The organism is Chryseobacterium tructae (assembly GCF_030409875.1).
Lineage (GTDB): Bacteria > Bacteroidota > Bacteroidia > Flavobacteriales > Weeksellaceae > Chryseobacterium > Chryseobacterium tructae.
Genome location: NZ_JAUFQR010000001.1, coordinates 3,171,817 through 3,191,451, shown reverse-complemented (window position 1 = coordinate 3,191,451; position 19,635 = coordinate 3,171,817). Strand labels below are relative to the sequence as shown.

Below are 19,635 nucleotides of genomic sequence, written 5' to 3'. Positions count from 1 at the left end.
TTAGATATTATTAAGAATCTTTTGAAAAAACTAATCAACCATTTTAAATTTAGACTCAGTCAGAGTGTTAGAATACTCAATCTGAATCCTAAAGTAAGCATTCCTGTCTTACTCGTTTTTGGCGCTCTGATTGCTGTAAAAATGCCGGAAAACTATTATTATCCAATCATATTTTTTACTCTTATAGCCCTTTTTCATGGCGAAAGGAAAGACATTCCTTTTCTGAAAAAAGTCTTTGTGAAAAGCTGGCGATGGATCATTGTATTGGAAACCTTGATCATGTATAGTGTTTTATTATTTGGGAATATCCACTACCAAACAGAAAAAACAGGTCTCATTTTATATCTTTTGATTGTTTTGCTCACTTTTATTCCTCCAAGAACAAAACCGTGGCTGAGCCTGGGATGGGACTTTATACCCAACAGTCTGTTCGAGTGGAAAGGCTTTTTAAGAAAGAATAGTTGGAAAGTGATTTTGGGATTCATCGTTGTTTTATGTTCATCTTATCATCCGGCAACATTGATCTTGGCAGGAACTTTTGTTCTAGATTTTATTTCTCCTGTATACCAGCCGCATGAAAGTAAAGAAATGCTTGAAATGTACTTCAAAAAACATACTTTGAAAGAAAAAATAAGAAAAAACACCTTGTTTTTTAATGCACTGCTTATACCGGTTGGCTGCTCTTTTTTGATTTTAAACCCTTATCAAAGCTTATATGTATTGTACTATTTTGCCTTTATGAACCTTTATCTCCTGTTGATTCTTCTCAGAAAATATAAAAATTATAAACATAAAAATAAAGAAAGCGACTACAATATGGGCGTGTATTTTGAATACTTCCTGTGTAGTATGACTATTATTCCTGCGCTTTGGATGATTAATTCCAATATCAAAAAAGCTAACCAAAATATCAAAACCTATGTTGGAAATTAAGAATGTAAAGGTAGAATTTAAGAACCAGAAAGTTTTAAACGACTTAAATTTATCGATTGAAGAAGGATGCATTTTGGGAATCCTGGGCAAGAATGGGGCAGGGAAGACTACCTTGTTTGAATCCGTATATCAAAGTCTGCCGTTTTCAGGAAGTATTACCTGGAAAAACAAGCCTTTACAACGGAAACAAATCTCCTATCTGGAAACAGAAAATTATTTTTATCCTTATATTACAGGAGAAGAATATCTGTCTTATTTTTCTCCCCAAAAAGAAGGTGAGATTAAAGAAATCATTGAAAAATTCAATCTCCCATTGAAAAAATATGTACAATACTATTCCAGCGGAATGAAGAAGAAGCTGGCTCTGGTTGGGATGCTCATGCTGAATAAACCCATCAATATTCTGGATGAACCCTTCAACGGAGTTGATTTTGAAGGGGTGCATCTGCTTTATGATATTATCAGACAGCTAAAATCTCAGAATAAAGTAGTGATAATCAGCTCTCATATTATTGAAACTCTTTTCCATACCTGTGATAAAATCGCATTGTTGCAAAATGGAAACATTGAAACGATATATAACAAAGAAGAGTTTAGTCAATTGAACACACTTAGGTTTTAAAATAAAGATCAGGAGTACTTTAAATAATAAAAAGTCCTTTCAGGTTCTCTGGAAGGACTTTTTATTTATATTAACGTTTAGATTGTATCAGTTTATTTTTTAATAATACCATAATCATGGCTAAGATAAAACCAATCATACTTGAACCTGTTACGTTTTCAATCCTGTAATGAGCAATCCAGTAACCTCCAAATAAAGCTCCTGCTGTTATTGCAAAATTTCCACAAGATGTAAAAATACTATTGATGAATTCGGAGGAGCCGGAAACAGTAGAGGTAACATTCATATTGCTGATGAGAAACCCTCCTGAATGAATCAATCCCCAAAAACCGATAATCCAGATCGTAGGAACAAAAAGATTTCCATAACAATAGATCAGTATATGGATACCTGCTAATACAATCAGGAATAAGCAAGTGGTCTGAAATGGAAATCTACTCATATACTTTCCCGCCAGTTTATTTCCAAGAATCCCAACTGTACCGAAAATAAAAAGCATGATACTGATTTGTCTGCCATTCATTCGTGTTACATTTTTCAGGAAATCTGCCATATATCCATAGGTAGAATACATGGCCGCAATGGTAAAAAAGGCAATGAATAAACCCATCCATAGACTTTTATTTTTAAAAATGGTAAGATCAAATTCCATTGGTGGGTCACTTTCTTTTTCAATGGTTGGAAGTAAAACCTGAACTCCAATTAACGCTACTATATTAATGGAAGCAGTAAGCAGAAATGAAGATTGCCAGGAAAATAGATCAGACATTAAAGTGGCCAATGGGACACCAAACACAGTAGCCAGAGTAAGTCCGGAGAAAATAATGCTTACCGCCTTTGATTTGTCAGAAGATTCAGAAGATTTTTCGGCTACGGATAAAGCAATTGACCAATAAACAGGATGGAAAAAAGCAGGAATCATTCTGACTGCTAATAAAGCATAGAAGTTCCCAATATAGGCAGATAGAATATTGGCTCCGGTAAAAATAAGCAGAGAACAAATCAATAAACCCTTTCTCTTGAATGAAGATAATGCCATAAGCATAAACGGACCAAAGACAGCTACAATCAAGGCAAAAGCACTTAGCAGCCAGCCTGCTTTTTCAATGGATATCTGGAAAGCTGATGCTATTTCCGGCAATACGCCAATCACGCCAAATTCTGTGGTTGTAATACCGAATACCCCAAGAGCAAGCACATAAAGATTTCTTTTCGATTTCATAATTTTTTTGTGCAAATTTGCATAATGAACTATCAGAAAACTATATACTTACCTTTTGGTGCTATACTTACTTTTTTGAAAGTGAATTTGAAAAAATAATTATGCCTGAGTTTTTCCACGATAAAAGATTGTATTATACACCTATTGAGTTTGCTTTAAGTCATATTGGCGGAACCTGGAAGATGCCTATATTATGGAGATTACAAGAAAAGCCCCTTCGCTTTAGTGAGCTGAAAAGGGATATTCCCCATATTACAGACAAAATGCTGACCAGCCAGCTAAGGGAATTAGAAAGCAAAGAAATGATCCATCGCGAAGTGTATCCCGTTGTGCCTCCGAAGGTAGAGTACAGTCTTACTGAGAAAGGCAAACAATCTATTCCTGTTATTGAAACTATCATGAAATATGGGTATGATCTAATTCAGGATGCTGGAATTACTTTTCCGCCCAAAGATTAAACTTATTTATTTTTTATATGATTTTCCAATCCTATTTTTCTTTTGAACGGGGATTGATGTGTCGTATCTATTATCATTGATATAGTACTTATATTTTTATGATATAAACTTCCCCTCAAATATCGAATAAACTAAGAAGAGCTATTCTTTTTTTTACTTAAAAAAAAGGTATTTCTGTAGAAATTAAGCAAAAAGGAAAATGTTTTTGATGTTCAAGAACTATTTTTTGTAATTACATGTAAATAATCCTATAGATTGGTTTAAAATGGTTTAAAAATTATAATACTGTTTTTCAGTTGTTTACATTCGTGTCCGATGCGTGTCCGATGTGTTTTTTTGTTTTTTAAAGGTTTATTTCTTCAAATTTGAAACGAAAACACAAGGGTCATAAAGATGATGAAAAATGAGGATTGATTTCTACTAAAAGCTTTCAGCATTTCAGAAAGCTTTTAGTTTTTCCAAAAAATTCTTACTGCTCCTTTTATTTCACAAAAACACATTTTCAACAAAAAACTTTAAAAATTATTTCATGAAACGGATAATTACTCTGCCATTTGCATTTCTTGCATCTTTATCTTTATGGAGTCAAGTTGGGATCGGAACAGCTTCCCCTGATCTTTCTGCCATATTAGAGTTACAATCTGCAAATAAAGGAATTCTAATCCCTAGAGTAGCACTTACAGGCTCAGGTGATACTTCTACCATACCAACTCCGGCAACAGGTTTAATGGTATATAACACAGGGGAGAATACTCTTAATTATAAAGGCTTTGTCTACTGGAATGGAAAGGAATGGATATCTCTCAACAATACTTCTACAATTAATCCATCTATTACAGGACTCAATTGCAGTTCAGCTTCTGCTTTTCCTTTAACTTTTACATCAGGAAGTCCTTACAATGGATCAATTAATGTCCCTTACTCCGGAGGAAATGGAGGAAGTTATTTATCTGGGACCTCGTTTATTCAAAATGGACTTATCTTTACTGAGAATGCTGGAACACTCAATAATGGTAATGGAACAGTTTCCTATACCATTTCAGGAACACCTAACTTTAGTTCTCCAAGTACGATCTCTGTTCCGTTGAATTTTCTTGGTAAAAGTTGTAGTATAACAATAGGAAACAACAGCTCTAGTTTTCAGATAGGAGAAATTAAAAGCTCTAGAATAACTGTTCCAGCTGCTCCATTCATAGCTAATGGAGGCTCCAGAAGAATGATGAATAATAAAGGAGTAACAGATATTGTAAACACTGACCGAAGGTCTGCATATGAATTGGCCTCTTCTTTAGATCAGTCAAAGTATATTATTATCAATGGACTCAGGATGGATTTTATTGAAAGCTGGAATGATAGCTCAGTGAGCCCTAAACTTTTTAATACAACTTCAAGCTCTATAACTTATAATATCAGTTCCCTTTCTACAAACGACAGCTATAAATCAGGAGTTAGCACAGTGATTGCAACAAACAGTTATAGTTACAATATTGATGGAAATGATGACTTTTCTTGTTCTGTTGGATTTGAGGCAGAATATGTGAATGCCATGATAACATTTAACAATGGAGAATGGTACAACTGTACCTGGCACGCCACTAGGGACAATAATAATTACTATTTCTATATGACGGCTCAGCGTCTAAATTAATCCTTATTTCGAACACTTTGAAAATACAAATAACACTTTGTACCTTGCTTTTTGGTACATTTTCTTTTGCGCAGCTTGGAATTAATACTTCTATTCCAAAGGCCACATTGGATATCGTAGGAGCTGCTGCTGATCTCACAAAAGCAGATGGAATTATTGCTCCCAGATTAACAGGACAACAATTGAGAAACAAAACGTATACTCCCATACAGAACGGGACAATGGTATATATAACTACAGCTGATACATCACCTCAAGGACAAACGGTAAATGTTACAAACCCCGGCTACTATTATTTTGACGGGAATGCCAATGTTTGGATTTCTTTTAAAGCTTCAAGCAATCCTGTCACGGATGCTACAAGATACATGGGGGGAACTGTATATGTTAATTTTTCAGTTCTTACTGGAGGTAATATTCCTGATAACAGGATAATAGGTAATGCTGAAAATACAATATATAGTGTCGGAAATCTTGGAAATCAAAGGTCTTCAAAAGGAAGCATTACCCAATTGTATGGTCAGGGATATAAAATATCAAACCCTTCTGCAGGTACTTATGATATCCAGTTTGATACTCCTCTTCAAAGAATCTATGGAATATCACTGAATATTCTAGATGCCTACGGGCAAGGAACACAAGGACAACTTTCAGGGGGGGCAACTCCGAAAACAACAGAGCCGGGAAATATTTTATTAGTGACTGATAATACTCAGGTTTCCTATGTTTCCAATACTATTATTCGGGTAAAGACGGGAAGTGGCAATGGAAGTTTATCCAACAGACCTTTTAGTTTTTTGGTTTCAGGCCAATAGATTTCTTATTCACAAAAACAGACTGATCAATGATGAAAAAAACTTATATAACGTGGCTTTTGGTCATGGCAGCAGGAACCTATATGTCCGGACAGATAGGAATAGGAACAGATATTCCAAAGGCTACACTTGATGTTTCAGGAAAATCTACGGATCCTAAAGTGTTGGATGGCCTTATTCCGCCAAGAATAAAAGGGAATGATCTTAAGGCTAAGGATAATCTGTACGGCAATGAGCAAGTAGGAACTATCGTATATGTAACTGAAATTCCCAATCCGACTTCTGCTAAAACAATCAATATCAAATCTACAGGATTCTATTATTTTGGAGGAGCCGGAGTTTGGGTTGCTTTTAAGGAAGCTGGCCAGCCATCTACAGATGCAGCACGATTTCTTGGTGGAACGGTATATGTAAAATTCGATAACTCGAGTGGCGGAACATTACCCAATAACAGAGTGATTCAAAACAACTCGGGAACTTACAGTGTAGGATCTCTTACAGGCCAATCCGCCAGAGTAGGTGGTGTAATGACCATGAATGGAAATGGCTATAAAATATCCAATCCTGCTCAAGGAATTTGATATCCAGTTTGATATACCTTATCAGGATATTTATGGGGTGGCTTTAAATACATTGGATGCTTATGGAAATGGAAGTGGAGGGGTGTCAGGAGGAGCTAATCCAGATTCTACATGGCCAGGGAGTAGACTTAACACAAAGGATAATACCCAAGTTGCCTATTTATCCAATTCAATTATCAGAATCAAAACAGGAAACAGTATTGGAGACCTGTCTAACAGGACTTTTACCTTTGTCATAACAGGTAAATAGAGATTTGTACTTTCTTAATTTAATTAAACACTATGAAAAACAATTTTTTTGTCATTGTTACTTTATTTTTTGGATTATTCTCTTACGCGCAAGTCGGGATTAATATAGACCAGCCTCAAGCAACATTGGATGTATCTGATCCGAATACCAATCCGAATTTAGCGGTAGGAATGATTGCTCCCAGAGTAACAGGAAACGAATTAAAGGCAAAAGATACAGCGTACGGAAATGATCAGGCAGGTAGTTTTGTATATGTGAGCGAAAAAGTAGCTACAATGAGTGTAAAGACGGCAGCCATTACAGCCCCAGGATATTATTATTTTGATGGCTCGGTATGGGTTGGGTTAAAGGCTGGCAGCCAGTCTATGACAGATGCTTCCCGCTTTTTGGGCGGAACAGTGTATGTAAGGTTCAATTCATTACAAAATTCTACAAATAATTATCTTCCTAATTCCCAAATTATTGGCGGAGCACCCGGACAACGATATAATGTGGGAACAGTTCAGACTACTTCTTCCAAAGGCGGAATTGATTCTGCTAAAGGAACCGGATATAAAATTTCCAATCCTAGTGATGGTGTTTTTGACATTATGTTCGATACTCCATTGACGGAAATCTACGGGATATCCACCAATATTGTAGATGCTTATGGTCAAAGCGGAGGTGGAATAAATACCGGAGATTATCCGGATTCCAGATTCCCGGGGACAAGATTAAAAACCAATGATAATACTCAGGTTGCTTTCTTATCCAATTCGGTCATTAGAATAAAAACGGGAGACCAATTTGGGAAATCATCTAACCGGCCTTTTACATTTATTGTTTCAGGAAGATAATGAAGGGTTTTTGTAGATTAAGATTAGGACTTAAGTGTAATGTGTTGAAATTTAGTATTTTGCGATAATGTCCTATCTGTGTCTGATGCATTTTTTTGGTTGTTGAGAATGGAGTTCCCATCTTTAAGACATAAAAACACAGTGGGGTTAATACACTAAGTTAAATGATGATTTTTTAACTAAAGGTCTTCTTAAATCCAATAGATTTTTTGAAGGCTTTTAGTTTCTCTGGAAAATTTTTCCAAAACAATATCCAAAATAGAAATTAGGCTGACGGAAACAAGTAATAATGATTTGAATCACAAAATTTTCACTTGATTTTTCAAGCTTTAATAAGTTGGTATTGGAACGCCTTTCAAATAAAAGTATAGATGCTGGCAGAACTTTAGAATAACTTCGATAAAGACAAAAGAAAATATGTCAATTAACTTTAAAGAACTTCATATAGGGAATTGATAAAAGAAAAGATCAGGATGGAAGATGTTGATATTGTACGGATTTGCAATTATCTGAAATGTACAGATAAAGAACTCGAACAAATATATCAAAGTGAAAATCTGTCGACGGATGTTCTTCTCAAATTCAGTAAAATACTGGGGTATGATTTTTTCAGACTCTATTCACAGCATTTGATTTTGTTTTCTCCACCAGGAAAGCAGGAAAATACTGAACATAAAAGAGAAAAAAGCTCATTTCCTGAATTTCGAAAAAACTTATATACCAAAGAAATAATAGACTTTATATTGGAACAGATATCTGCCGGTAAGAAAACAAAGGCTCAGATTGTTAGAGAATATCGTATTCCTAAAACCACATTGTACAAATGGATTGCGAAATACAGTGAAACAAAAAAGAAATAGAACAGATAGAAGATAAAGACTAAACCTATATACCAAATTAAACATGAAGAATAGAAATACCCCCAACTATCAAAAAATATTTAATGATATTCTTACTCTAAAATTTCCGGAAAAAAAAGAGGAACTTAAAGAAATGATATCTAAAAAAGAGCTGTCTTATCTGGATGTAATAGAGATCAATAACCGAATTTTTGAAGTTCATAGAGAAGCTCGGGATAATCAGAAACATCGTTCTTATGATAAAGAAACCATTTTAAGTATTCTGAGTTTTCAAAAAGAAAAACATCTCAACAACAGTGAATTAGCCCAGCATTTCAAACTGAGTAGAAATACAGTAACCAAATGGAGAAGACTATTTGCTTAGAAGTAATATAACATTTAATAAAACTATACAGTTGTATCAAAAGAACGCATTCCCATAATTTTAAGTTTTACTTTTCAGACAGGATCGCTTTAGGAATAAGAAGAAGAGGTAATTCAAATTAATTTTTTAAACAAAGCCTCTATATGCAGATATTGTTCATTATTCTTGTGCGTTAAAAACAGATTGTCCCCCTTATCAAACTATAATCAATCTTCTGAGAACAATCTGCTTTTGATACAGCTGTTTTTCTTAAAAAAAATCTATTAGATGACTGCCGAAAATTAATGACGGTATAATTCTATGATCCTGACTTTTGATTTCAGGATTTCACTAATTTTTTTCATATATTGCATGGCCTTAGTATTATAGTTCAATGCAAAGCTGTCTGTCATATTTATATCTTTCAATCATAAAGTTGAATTACTAAAGTCTCTGATACTGACGTTAAGCTCTGTCTGATTGATATAACAGCAATATTTATCTTCTGCATAACATTCCTGTTCTGCGATTTTCAAATATCTCTCAATAATTTCCCTGCTTTCGTTGTAATTCTCAACGGTTAACAGTTTGATTTCTTTTCTCAACGGAAAATTAAAGAAACGATAATCGTCTTCTTGAGAATGACTATTATAGGACACCAGAAATAAAAACATAAATAAAACATCCTTCCCAACCTTTAATACTAAATACTTGACTTTTAATGAGCCAAACATAATTTTAACCCATACTATGAAAATGATCAATAATAGTTTACCTCTTTACATCATCACTGGTGGCCCGGGAGCCGGAAAAACCACTTTGTTGAACGAATTTGACCATATAGGATTTACAACTGCAGCAGAAGAAGGGCGGAGAATTATTAAAGAACAATTGAGCCTCAACGGCGATGGATTGCCTTGGATCAATAAAGAATATTTTGCCAAATTGATGTTTAATGCTTCTGTAAAAATTTATCAACAGATGATTAAAAAAAAGGGTGCTGATCCTGTCTTTTTTGATCGTGGAATAATAGATACGATTGGATATCTTAAATTGGAAAATATCCCTATCCCCAAAGAAATGGATATTATAGCCCGTGAAATGGAGTATAACAGAAATGTCTTTATCCTTCCACCCTGGAAAGAAATTTATGAAAATGATTCCGAAAGAAAACAAACTCTAAAAGTAGCTGAACAAACCTTTGAATGTATGTATGAAACCTATCATGGATATGGCTATCACATGATTGAAGTTCCAAAACTAACAGTATATCAACGAATCAGATTTATCCTGGATACGGTTGAAAATTGCTGTAAATCTTGAGTTTTCTCATCTATTTTACTTCCCTAATGTTCATTTTTTGTAATTTTAAATGAACATATTCTAAATATTTAGTTATGAATCTGAGAAAAATGAATGAAAAAGATCTGGAAGTTGTTATAAAACTATTGGATCAATTGGGATATGCTGATGCTAATGAATTTTTACCCTTCAAAATTAAAAGTCTTTTAGAAGACTCTGATGAATATCTTACTATTGCAGAAGATTCGGAAGGAAATGTTACGGGGTTTATTTCCATTCATATCATTCCGCAGATTGCCCTCAAAGGAGACTTTGCCAGAATAAGTTATTTTTCCGTTGATGAATGCTCCAGAAGTTCTGGAATAGGGAAATTGCTGGAAGAGTACTGTGAGAAAATAGCCAGAGAACGAAATTGTAATAGAATAGAGCTGCATTGTAATTCCCACAGAGAAAGAGCCCATCGGTTTTACGATAGACAAGGGTATACAGAGTCTCCTAAATATTTGATTAAAAAATTGTAATAAGATGGCTTATCCCTTTGAAAAAGAAATCATTCATCTTGCAGATCATGATCTTGAAGTCAGAGAAAAACTGTCTGCAGAAGGAACATTAACAGAAGGATATCACCCGGAAATGGAGCGTGTGCATAAAGGCAATGCTCAAAGACTTAGGGAAATAATAAGTGAAATTGGGTTTCCAACGTTATCAAAAGTAGGCTCTAAAGCAAGTGATGCTGCGTGGCTTATTATTCAGCATTCTATTGGTGAACCAGAATTTATGAAAGCGTGTTATAGGATGATGGAAGAGAACAGTCATGATATTCATCTTAAAAATAAAGCATATTTGTATGATAGGATTCAGGTTTTTCAAGGTAAACCTCAGAAGTATGGAACCCAGCTTATTACGGGTGGAATTCCTTATCCGGTAGAAAATAAAGAAAATCTGAATAATGAACGGGAGAAAGTAAATCTGCCGCCTTTATCGAAAAAGTAATACATCAAATTTCCAATCCGGAAGAAATACCTGAAATTGATAATAGAGATGAGGTGTATTTGGAATGGAGAAAGAAAGTGGGCTGGGTTTAAATTGAATTCAGTAGTGTTGATTACTGCTCATCATTATTGCGGTTATATCCACAAAAAAAACGGGTCTAAGCCCGTTTTCTTATACTTTGATTTATGGATTTAAAATCCTTGGTTTTCATCATTATTTAAATAAGATGGAAATACATAATCCTGCCAAATAGAGTCCAATACCATAAATAAGATGTGCCTGCAGACTTCGTAATCTGGCAATCATAGGATTGGGTAGTTTAGAGGCTGCAATACCAAAACCAAAAGCAGGCTGCATCATAAACCATGGCGCTAGGGTTGTGGCAAGACCAATAAAAATAGCAGGAAAGGCAGTAGGATATATCAGCCAGCCTTCTCCCCAAATGAAAAGCAAGACATAGGCAAATACAATTCCGATGGAGTAATGAGCCATCCATCCAAGAGCTTTTTCTCCCTTAATGGGAGTTGCTTGTATAATATTAGGATGATTAAATATTCCATTTTTGAAATGTCCGATCCATCGTCCTAAAAAACGATAATCTAGGGAAGGAATATTCCATAATTTCTTGATGATAAGAGCGTACACATCCATAAAGATGGTCGCTCCTACACCAAGTAACACAGCATCAATTAACACGTTCATTTTTTTAGATTGATCTTAAACTGTTCAGTTTTTGTTCTAATATCATTTCCGAAAGGACACCTGAACTGCGCCATACTTCTACATTGTTTTTTAAAACTACAAATGTAGGAACTGATCTGATTCCGTATTTAACGGCCAACTCCTGCTGTTCATCTACATCTACCTGATGTACATTCAGCCAGTCTTCCAATTTTACTTTTAAGGTATTTACTACAGGCATCATCATTTTGCATGGGTAGCACCATTCAGCATAAAACTGAAAAAGCATCAATGAATCAATTTCCTGTACGTTCTGATTTCTCTCTGTCATTGTTCTTAAATTTATTGATACAAAATTAGAGACACCTCAAGTGATTTTGCTGACACAAATCGGAGTGAAAATGGTACAAATCAAAGATTTTTTTAAGAAAAGAAGATAAAGCCTGGGAGGCGGGAGCTAGTGTCGTATTTAAAGTGAGCTTTTATGATGGGTATAAATGTGAGTTTTATTTTTGTTGTTTTTCTCATCCGTATTTCCCAATGAATCTTGTTTGGATTCTTTCCCTCAAAGATTATGAACGAGTCATAGGCTTTTCAGAAATGTATTGGCTGATAAAGAGAAAACCAGTAATTTTTATTGATGTGTTTCGTTATGATGAGATATTTCTATTACTCTTTTTATGACAGAAGTTTCATGATTTCAGGAACGATTTCTAATGTTTTGTTGATGACGGCTTTATAAATAACCTCTTTATTTTCAAAATCGGGACTCTCTATCAAAACAGTCTCTAATACAGAATATTTAGGCATGGATGTCAGGTGTTTATTCCATGGTGTTGACTTTAGGATTGCCCAATATTCTTGCTGTACTTCTGCATTTTGTCCCATCAGCCATAATTCTAGCTGCATTTTTTTATGATTGAGAACAATTCCGAAGCGGAGCTTGTTTTCACGAAGCGGAGCATCAAAAAACGGAAAATAAGTATAATCCATATAGCCGGGAGAAATATTTCCTACAGAAAACTTATTTTCAAAATGCCTCGAAAAATCAGCTTTTAATGCTGTCATAAGACGCATAAGGTACATATAAGCCTGTGGGATCTCATTTTTCGCCACTATTTTTTGATAAGATTTTATGGTTATATTGATGTCTTTCATGGCTATAATTTCTCTATAGATTCTGGTGAAATAAAGTTCCATTTAGCAAATAAGCTCAGATTTAGTTTTCTAGCAAGGGCAACAGAAGCCGTATTATCCAACTGACAACGATATTGCGGTTCATATCCATCCTCTAATGCTGCTTTTGAAATAACCTGTACAGCTTGTTTAGCATAGCCTTTTCCTCTGAATTCATCCAGAGTAATCACCCCTATATCCGACAGTTTGGTGCCCTGCCATGGATACATACTCGTTGCGGCTACTAACTGCTGATCTTCAAATATTCCATATACTTTCCAATGATCCAGTTCTACATAGGCACCATCAAGATCTTCTTCCGTGGATAAAGATTCAAAAGTAGAGAAATGTTCTGCATCATTCTCTGTTAAAGGGCGTGTGTTGTCTGGTGATTCAATATTTAAAATATGGGCTTTCTCCTCTTCAGAGAAATAGAAAATATAGTCTGCTCCATATAAAAAGATGTGCTTATCTTTTAAAATAGCCACAAACTTTTCAAAATTAAGCGTGGTAAAATTGATATTTTTGAAATAATGAGCCACTTTAGAATTAATGACTGCCCAGCTGTTTCCGATTGGAAATTCTAAAGTCATAATCTGACTGTCTTCCTCCAGTTCATCATTAAGAAATAAGATAAAAGTAGGATTATCACAGAGTACTTCACCCTGAAACTGATCATTCCAATATTCCTGAACAATAGGTGATGTGATTTTGGTAGTGCGCATTCTGTTTTTATTTGATTAGTGTTTATGGTTTTTACGATATTGAAATGGAGTAAAACCGGTTTGCTTTTTAAAGAAGCGGCCAAAATAAGAATCATCCGTAAAGTTAAGATCCATAGCAATCATAGAAACGGTGTCACTGGTTTGAATAAGCCGCGATTTAGCTTCTTGTATCAGTTGTTTTTGTATAAAATGGCTGGCAGGGAATCCGGTCACTTCTTTAATAACATCATTGAGATGGTTGGGATGTACATGCAGAAGCTCTGCATAATCGGTAACTTGTTTTTTGTCTATAAAGTGCTGATTAATCAGTAACTGAAATTGTGCCGTTAGTTGATCTTTTCTGGATAAAGAGAAAATATCGGAAGAAGTTTGTTTATTGTAAATGCGTTCTGCTTCTAAAAGAATCACATTCAGAAACATGCGGGTGAGAAGATCATCGTTGAAAGTTGTCTTTTGGCATTTTTCGCTGTTTAATTTCCAGAAAAGATGTTCCATCATCTGGGTTTCTCTTTCCGAAAGTTTGATAAACGGTTCATGGTTTACCTGAAAGAATGGAAATTGATTAAGCTTGATCTGATGCTTAATGCAGAGCAGGAAATAATCAGCATCAAACATGCAGAAAATTCCTTTTACATCATCACTCCAATGTTTTACCGCATGGAGCTGATTTTCTCCAATGAAATATAGGGTTCCTGGCAGAAAGTGATAGAGATGATGACCAATATTCTCTTCTATTTCTCCTTCTGTAAGCAAAATAATACTGTAAAATTTCCGTCTTGTCTGCTTTCCTTCTATAGACTTTTGTCCTTTTTTGAGTTCTTCTAGCTTGGCCAATTCTAAAAATCCGTTTCCATGGGCATAAGTGATATTGCTACATTCTTCACAGAATGAGGCTGGTGCATTATTCAGATAAAAATCTTTAAAATCTTGTTCATTTTTCAGTTCCCTGATCTCAGACTGTTTCATATTTTTCTCCAAAGGTTCTGTTGCTATAAAGATAGGCACAGATCTCGGCTCTTACACAGCAAAATATCTATGAATTGCATAGATACTTTGAATAAGGCAGCCACTCTCAAAGAATAGCTGCTACATTATAGTATATTCGAAAGATCACTACTAATCGTTCAGTAGTGGTCTTGGATCAAATAATACTTTTAAAGAATGGATCTTTCCATTGATGATCTGATACCATCCGGAAGACTCAATCGTTTTACCTCCAATCTCAATAATGTACCAGAAACAGATGTCTTCTCCTGAGGTAAAGGTTTTAATAATCTGATATTTAAACTTCATCTGCCTCATGTCTTTCATATAGATGGAAGCATTCTCTCTTGTTCCCAGTACCCCTATGAATTTAAATGCAGGATCCAGACAGTTTTCTGCCTTATCAAAATCTTCTTCATTTAAATACTGAATAAACTGTTCCGCGATGTTTTGGGTTGTAGTACTCATAAACTTTGTTTTATAAAGCAAAATTAATGGATAAAAAGTGATCTTCTTTGTGACTATCGTCACAAAATGAGGAGCTATTTATTTTTTCAATATTGATAATTACAATAGGAGGGCAGTGGGTATGTTGTTCAAAATCAGGTCGGAGTTGTAACAGTTCTTTGTCAGGACTTGGCTCTTCTATATTTTTAAGAGTAAATCCAGCCTTTAGCAAAGCATTGATTATAGTACTTAACTGATGATGGTATTTTTCTACATCTTTAACAAACCAATCCTGCTTTCTAAGGTTCTCTTCAGAATAACGATTGATTAACCAGTATTTTTCGCCATTCAATTCTTTCCAAGGTTTTAATGCTGCCGTACAAATAGGATGTTCCATGGAAAATAAAAATTGTCCTCCTGTTTTTAATCCGTTGTATATTTTTTGAAAAAGAGTTTCCAGATTGTCAATATAATGTAAAGTCATTGAGCTAAGAATTATGTCAAATCTGTTCACTCCAAAGTCAAAATCTTCCAATGCTGAACATATCCATTCAACTTTTGAAGAAGAAACTCTGCTTTGGGCTTCAGTCAGCATTTTTTGAGAAATATCCAACCCCGTAATATGTTTTGGATTTTGGGTCAATAATGATCGGATTTGATGTCCCAAACCACATCCCATATCCAAAATTATTTTATCCTGAACAGGATGCAGGAATCTTTTCATTATCGGTTGCTCCAATAATTCGTTTAATCCTTTATCTCCATCGCGTAGTGCTTTATATCCAATAAAAAAGTTCGGATCATCATAAATATTCTGCTTCATAATCTGCTCTTAAGTATGAGAAAGTAAAGGAACAATGACTTGATATTTCTCAAAGACCAATAATAACTCAGGAGTTACAAAAAGCTGTACATCATCCTTCCATAATCTGTACTGGAAGCCTTTATGCTTAGGGCTAAAACCCAATACAACTTCATCAAACGGAATATCATCAAAAGCTGCAATGACATGATTAAGATTGATTTCTTCAGGGCTGAATATCTCTACAATATGCAACGCTTTATCCTGAGTCTCAATGACAACAGCGCAATGAAGTTCTTCTATAAAGTAGATAGAATTTTTATACCCCATTTCTGGACTAGCATAACAGTAGAAAAAGGTTATACTTTTATTTTTTGTTGGGAATATCGTATTGGAAATTGTATGTTCCACCAATTCTTCAAATAATTTTAAATCATTTTCTTCATCTAGTTCCAATTTTCTCTTTTTATATTGGATCGAAAGATCAAGATTTTCAATAACTTGGAAGGCTTCGAATTCTTTTGTTGGGGTAAATCCGAATTTAGGATAAAAATCTAATACTGTTTCATTGGCAAAAAGGAAGATCCCATCATGTTTTCCTTTAAAATCATGCAGTATTTTTTCCATTAAAAATCGGCTTAGTCCCTTCTTTTGGTAGGCTTCATCAGTCATTACCGTTCCTAATTGAATGAAATTTTTAAATTCGCCATCAATATTACTTTTAAATAAATTTACAGTAATATGTGAAGCAATGGCATCATCATCAAATAAGGAATATAAAATACAACTATCGTCCCAGAATCCTGATTGATAATAGTTTTCAAAATCAAATTTCCAAACCTTTTGGGTCAGGCGGTTAAATTCCAGGCGCAGTTTTTCATCATCCTGATACTGAAGGTGTAAAATGTAGTTTTTGTTGTTGATGGAAACGTATTCTGTCTTCATTGTTTGTCTGTTTAAATATCGTTTCAGTCCAAGTTTTCATGATATCTGTCTTATTCTCTAATTTTTTGTTACAGCTTATTAAGATTTTTGCAAAGTTTTTCTCTAATAATATTTTTCAAAACCCTTGGGAAAATCATGCTTAGTAGCAATTTTTTCAAAGCCCAGTTTTTCATAAAATTCTGGAGCTTGGAAGCTGAATGTATACTGTAGAGAATAATCAACTCTTACTAAGACCAATACTATTTCTTTAATAATAAAAAGAACCCTTGCAACTTTAAAAAAAGCAAGGGTTTTATCAAATATTAGAGGATAGGCTTAAATATATTTTAGAATTTGATCAACTAAGCGATCAATTTCATTTATATTATCATTCACACATTGCTCGGCTGTATTGGTTTTGATACAGTTTTCCAATTTGGATTTTAAGCCCAATATTGGAAAATAAAGGAAGAAAGGAATTTTTGAAATGATGTTGGGATCGCTAAGATCCTTTCCCATATAATCTCCAAGACAGCTTAATGCACATTGAGTATCTATATTTCCTGGAGATTGCGGGCAACTGCCAATACACGCAATAAGAACATTTTTATCTCTCGTGAAGAGCAAGTCTATTTTGGCAATTTCTCCTTTGCTGTTGGAAATAATAACCATTTCGTAAAGCGCTCCGGTTTTAGTTTTTAAAATCTTGTTGCTACTGGTTGTAGCTTCTGCAACTGATTTTTCATAGATCGTAATTTTGTCTGTAGGATTGGAGTTTTTCCCAAAAGAAAAAGAGAAAAGACATAGAATAACAATGACATAAAGTCGGGTAATTACATTTGTTTTCATAATATTTCATGGTTTTAGTAGGTGAAAATGAGGTCAGAATGATCTGCTTTTGAAAACAGAACTTTAAATAATGCAGTGCAGTTATTTATAAAAGTACATCCCTATTGCACAGATAACCTGAATATTTCTTGTTTTTCCTGTGCTGACACATTATTGATTTTAGTATAGACTAGAATTAATAATATATTTCTAAATGTAGTGAATTTTATAATTCAAATGAATAATTTATTGTTAAATTAAATTATTGGTTTTTATTTTTAACTAGAAAGAAAAACAAATGAAAAAAGAACTTTATAGTTCCGGTTTTCAGTATTATTAAACCTTCTTACATCTTTATTTTATTTTGCCGCAAGTAGAGTAATCCTGTCTTTGGCATAAGAAACCTGTTCTTTCTCCCTTTCCTGATCCGGATTATTCTTCAGATATAAATGATAGTAGGTTATAGCATTTTTTGGTTGTTTCAGATGAAGATCATATAAAAGTGCCAAACGGTAATAAATAATATTGCTGTTTCCAAAAGTAAGTCCTCTTTTATAGGCTGTTAAAGCATCATTATATTGATTTTTAGCTTCGTAAATTCCTGCTAATGCAGCATAATAAAGGGGAGTGTGGTCTGAAATGGCTTCATCAATCGTTTTCCGGGCATAGAGAGCGGCATTATCATAATCCTTTAGTTCACGATAACTCAATGTCATATAATAGAATGTTCCCTCATTCTGCATTCCCAGATCTTCCAATATTTTATAAATTTCAACACATCTTTGGTATTTTTTTACATAGAAATAGGCCTGTCCCATTTCATTCATGATATTAGCATCTTCATGAACCTTTAATAACTTTTCACCCATATCTATAACTTCCTGATATTTGCCTAAACGGTTGGAGATTGGAAGTTGTGCCTGTTGTAATGTGAAATTTTCAGGATCAGCAATGATCGCTGTTTTCAATACATCATATGCAGGCTGATATTGCTTGAGGCCATTGTATACCATTGCAAGATCATAGGCTACATCAAGATCTGTTGTATTGAGTTGATAAGCTTTTTTAAGATAATCAAGCTTTGCTTGAGGTTGATCCACATAAGCTGCCATTTGTTTATAAGCACTGAAATTAAGACTGTCCAGCCGAATGATTTGTTGAAGATAGTCTTTCGCATAGGAAATATTTCTTCTTCTGGAACTAATGCCGGCCAAACTGAACAGAACAGGAATACTATTGGGCTGCATTATATTCACTTTTATATAGCTTTTTTCTGCATCAGAAAGTTTTCCTGCCATCATTTGGCAATAAGCAATCTGAGATAATGTTTTTACGTCCTGGGAGCCATCAGGGTATAGGCTTTGAAGATATAAGGTTGCATCAGAGTAACGCTGAGTTTCATAATATCCAAGCAATTTTTCATGATCTATTTTTGCTGTCTGAGCAATAATCGTTTTGAAACTTAGACCCACAAGTAATATAGAAAGTCCTATTTTCATTATTGTGATTTTTATAACTAAAATATTGGTTATTCATTAATTCTGCAAATATTATCATCACTTGTTGGTGATTATTTTTAGTGTTTTGAACAATAAGTGTTGATGAATAAAATGTACGTTTCTATATTTCTTATATTCACAAGGAGAAAAACAATAATTATTAATGACTAAAGACCTTTCAAAATGGAAATCACATCGATACCTGCATTCATAGATTATTATGAAAAAATAAGAGCAAGAACCAATAAGCTTATTGCCATTGTACCTCCGGAACGTCTAGATTTTTCTTATAAACCAGGGAAATTTACCATTGGAGATCAGATAAGACACATTGCAGCCATAGAAAGATATATGTATGGTGAAACCATTTCAGGAAGGAGGAGTGCTTATCAGGGTTGTGGAAAAGAACTAGCGGACGGATATGAAAATAGTGTGACATTCTTTAATGAGATGCACCGTCAAACTATAGAAATCATCAAAGGGCTTTCAGATGAAGATCTTAACCGTAAATGTTTAACACCAGCCAATAACCCTATCTCAATATGGAAATGGCTTAGAGCAATGGTAGAACATGAGATTCACCATCGGGCAGAGATGTATATTTATCTTAACCTTTTAGATATAAAAACGCCACAGATCTTTGGCTTTTCAGCAGAAGAAGTGCAGGACTTGAGTGTTAAAATATAGTTTTACTGGGTTTGGGCTT

Annotated in this window: 26 protein-coding genes; 14 read left to right on the top strand and 12 right to left on the bottom strand. The window is 34.2% G+C overall.

All coding sequences use genetic code 11. From position 1 onward, the window contains the following. The first annotated feature begins 21 nt into the window (after positions 1–21). Both QWZ06_RS15855 and QWZ06_RS15850 read left to right on the top strand, forming a co-directional pair. On the top strand, positions 22–933 hold the full coding sequence (locus QWZ06_RS15855) for a hypothetical protein (RefSeq protein ID WP_290299487.1): 912 nt from the start codon (positions 22–24) through the stop codon (positions 931–933). Beyond that, a complete protein-coding gene (locus QWZ06_RS15850; protein ID WP_290299486.1) occupies positions 920–1,555 on the top strand; it encodes an ABC transporter ATP-binding protein in 636 nt (211 codons plus the stop codon). Before QWZ06_RS15855 ends, QWZ06_RS15850 begins: the two co-directional genes overlap by 14 nt. A 70-nt stretch (positions 1,556–1,625) precedes the next feature. Here the strand turns inward: QWZ06_RS15850 and QWZ06_RS15845 are convergent, their stop codons facing one another. Continuing rightward, positions 1,626–2,777 (bottom strand): MFS transporter, encoded by a 1,152-nt coding sequence (locus tag QWZ06_RS15845; protein ID WP_290299484.1) that lies wholly within the window; start codon positions 2,775–2,777, stop codon positions 1,626–1,628. A gap of 101 nt (positions 2,778–2,878) precedes the next feature. Here QWZ06_RS15845 and QWZ06_RS15840 point away from each other — a divergent pair, with 101 nt between their 5' ends. From QWZ06_RS15840 to QWZ06_RS15805, 8 genes are all read left to right on the top strand, one after another. Then, positions 2,879–3,235, top strand: coding sequence for a winged helix-turn-helix transcriptional regulator (locus tag QWZ06_RS15840; protein WP_290299481.1), 357 nt, complete (start codon positions 2,879–2,881; stop codon positions 3,233–3,235). A gap of 529 nt (positions 3,236–3,764) precedes the next feature. Beyond that, the gene (locus QWZ06_RS15835) at positions 3,765–4,883 is read left to right on the top strand and encodes a phage tail-like protein (RefSeq protein ID WP_290299478.1); all 1,119 of its coding nucleotides are present in this window, start codon (positions 3,765–3,767) and stop codon (positions 4,881–4,883) included. A 17-nt stretch (positions 4,884–4,900) separates the two neighbouring features. Beyond that, positions 4,901–5,698 (top strand): phage tail-like protein, encoded by a 798-nt coding sequence (locus tag QWZ06_RS15830; protein ID WP_290299477.1) that lies wholly within the window; start codon positions 4,901–4,903, stop codon positions 5,696–5,698. A gap of 29 nt (positions 5,699–5,727) precedes the next feature. Further along, entirely contained in the window at positions 5,728–6,279 is a 552-nt protein-coding gene (locus tag QWZ06_RS15825; protein ID WP_290299476.1) for a hypothetical protein, read from the top strand. Then, entirely contained in the window at positions 6,236–6,529 is a 294-nt protein-coding gene (locus QWZ06_RS15820; protein WP_290299473.1) for a hypothetical protein, read from the top strand. Before QWZ06_RS15825 ends, QWZ06_RS15820 begins: the two co-directional genes overlap by 44 nt. 32 nt (positions 6,530–6,561) lie before the next feature. Continuing rightward, positions 6,562–7,365, top strand: coding sequence for a phage tail-like protein (locus QWZ06_RS15815; protein WP_290299471.1), 804 nt, complete (start codon positions 6,562–6,564; stop codon positions 7,363–7,365). Between the two features lie 473 nt (positions 7,366–7,838). Beyond that, entirely contained in the window at positions 7,839–8,225 is a 387-nt protein-coding gene (locus QWZ06_RS15810; protein WP_353959976.1) for a transposase, read from the top strand. Between the two features lie 43 nt (positions 8,226–8,268). Further along, entirely contained in the window at positions 8,269–8,589 is a 321-nt protein-coding gene (locus QWZ06_RS15805; RefSeq protein WP_290299469.1) for a helix-turn-helix domain-containing protein, read from the top strand. A gap of 407 nt (positions 8,590–8,996) precedes the next feature. Here QWZ06_RS15805 and QWZ06_RS15800 read toward each other — a convergent pair whose 3' ends face one another. Further along, positions 8,997–9,302, bottom strand: coding sequence for a hypothetical protein (locus QWZ06_RS15800; RefSeq protein ID WP_290299466.1), 306 nt, complete (start codon positions 9,300–9,302; stop codon positions 8,997–8,999). Positions 9,303–9,318: 16 nt separating this feature from the next. Here QWZ06_RS15800 and QWZ06_RS15795 point away from each other — a divergent pair, with 16 nt between their 5' ends. The 3 genes from QWZ06_RS15795 to QWZ06_RS15785 all read left to right on the top strand — a co-directional run bounded on the left by QWZ06_RS15795 (position 9,319) and on the right by QWZ06_RS15785 (position 10,863). Further along, on the top strand, positions 9,319–9,891 hold the full coding sequence (locus tag QWZ06_RS15795; protein ID WP_290299463.1) for an AAA family ATPase: 573 nt from the start codon (positions 9,319–9,321) through the stop codon (positions 9,889–9,891). 74 nt (positions 9,892–9,965) lie between these two features. Next, positions 9,966–10,391: a GNAT family N-acetyltransferase gene (locus QWZ06_RS15790; RefSeq protein ID WP_290299461.1), complete on the top strand. Its 426-nt coding sequence runs from the start codon at positions 9,966–9,968 to the stop codon at positions 10,389–10,391. 4 nt (positions 10,392–10,395) lie between these two features. Continuing rightward, positions 10,396–10,863 carry a DUF6624 domain-containing protein gene (locus tag QWZ06_RS15785; RefSeq protein WP_290299459.1) on the top strand — a complete coding sequence of 156 codons (468 nt, stop codon included), beginning with the start codon at positions 10,396–10,398 and terminating at the stop codon, positions 10,861–10,863. 213 nt (positions 10,864–11,076) lie between these two features. On the opposite strand, the gene QWZ06_RS15780 is transcribed toward QWZ06_RS15785, so the two are convergent. The 10 genes from QWZ06_RS15780 to QWZ06_RS15735 form a co-directional block, all read right to left on the bottom strand. Further along, positions 11,077–11,565: a DUF2938 domain-containing protein gene (locus QWZ06_RS15780; RefSeq protein ID WP_290299458.1), complete on the bottom strand. Its 489-nt coding sequence runs from the start codon at positions 11,563–11,565 to the stop codon at positions 11,077–11,079. A gap of 4 nt (positions 11,566–11,569) precedes the next feature. Then, complete coding sequence (locus QWZ06_RS15775) at positions 11,570–11,875, bottom strand: thioredoxin family protein (RefSeq protein WP_290299456.1); 306 nt, start codon at positions 11,873–11,875, stop codon at positions 11,570–11,572. A gap of 347 nt (positions 11,876–12,222) precedes the next feature. Further along, positions 12,223–12,702, bottom strand: a complete 480-nt coding sequence (locus QWZ06_RS15770) for a DUF7000 family protein (RefSeq protein ID WP_290299454.1) — start codon at positions 12,700–12,702, stop codon at positions 12,223–12,225. Between the two features lie 2 nt (positions 12,703–12,704). Then, positions 12,705–13,445 carry a GNAT family N-acetyltransferase gene (locus QWZ06_RS15765; RefSeq protein WP_290299453.1) on the bottom strand — a complete coding sequence of 247 codons (741 nt, stop codon included), beginning with the start codon at positions 13,443–13,445 and terminating at the stop codon, positions 12,705–12,707. A gap of 15 nt (positions 13,446–13,460) precedes the next feature. Further along, complete coding sequence (locus QWZ06_RS15760) at positions 13,461–14,450, bottom strand: helix-turn-helix domain-containing protein (protein ID WP_290299452.1); 990 nt, start codon at positions 14,448–14,450, stop codon at positions 13,461–13,463. 111 nt (positions 14,451–14,561) lie between these two features. Next, the gene (locus QWZ06_RS15755; RefSeq protein ID WP_290299451.1) at positions 14,562–14,897 is read right to left on the bottom strand and encodes a nuclear transport factor 2-like protein; all 336 of its coding nucleotides are present in this window, start codon (positions 14,895–14,897) and stop codon (positions 14,562–14,564) included. Between the two features lie 10 nt (positions 14,898–14,907). Further along, positions 14,908–15,699, bottom strand: a complete 792-nt coding sequence (locus tag QWZ06_RS15750) for a class I SAM-dependent methyltransferase (protein WP_290299449.1) — start codon at positions 15,697–15,699, stop codon at positions 14,908–14,910. A 9-nt stretch (positions 15,700–15,708) separates the two neighbouring features. Then, positions 15,709–16,623 carry a GNAT family N-acetyltransferase gene (locus QWZ06_RS15745; RefSeq protein ID WP_290299447.1) on the bottom strand — a complete coding sequence of 305 codons (915 nt, stop codon included), beginning with the start codon at positions 16,621–16,623 and terminating at the stop codon, positions 15,709–15,711. Positions 16,624–16,938: 315 nt separating this feature from the next. Beyond that, a complete protein-coding gene (locus QWZ06_RS15740; protein ID WP_290299445.1) occupies positions 16,939–17,451 on the bottom strand; it encodes a hypothetical protein in 513 nt (170 codons plus the stop codon). A gap of 338 nt (positions 17,452–17,789) precedes the next feature. Continuing rightward, positions 17,790–18,929 carry a tetratricopeptide repeat protein gene (locus QWZ06_RS15735; RefSeq protein WP_290299444.1) on the bottom strand — a complete coding sequence of 380 codons (1,140 nt, stop codon included), beginning with the start codon at positions 18,927–18,929 and terminating at the stop codon, positions 17,790–17,792. 183 nt (positions 18,930–19,112) lie between these two features. Between QWZ06_RS15735 and QWZ06_RS15730 the strand changes: the two genes are divergently transcribed. Continuing rightward, on the top strand, positions 19,113–19,616 hold the full coding sequence (locus tag QWZ06_RS15730; RefSeq protein ID WP_290299442.1) for a DinB family protein: 504 nt from the start codon (positions 19,113–19,115) through the stop codon (positions 19,614–19,616). The last annotated feature ends 19 nt before the right edge of the window (positions 19,617–19,635 follow it).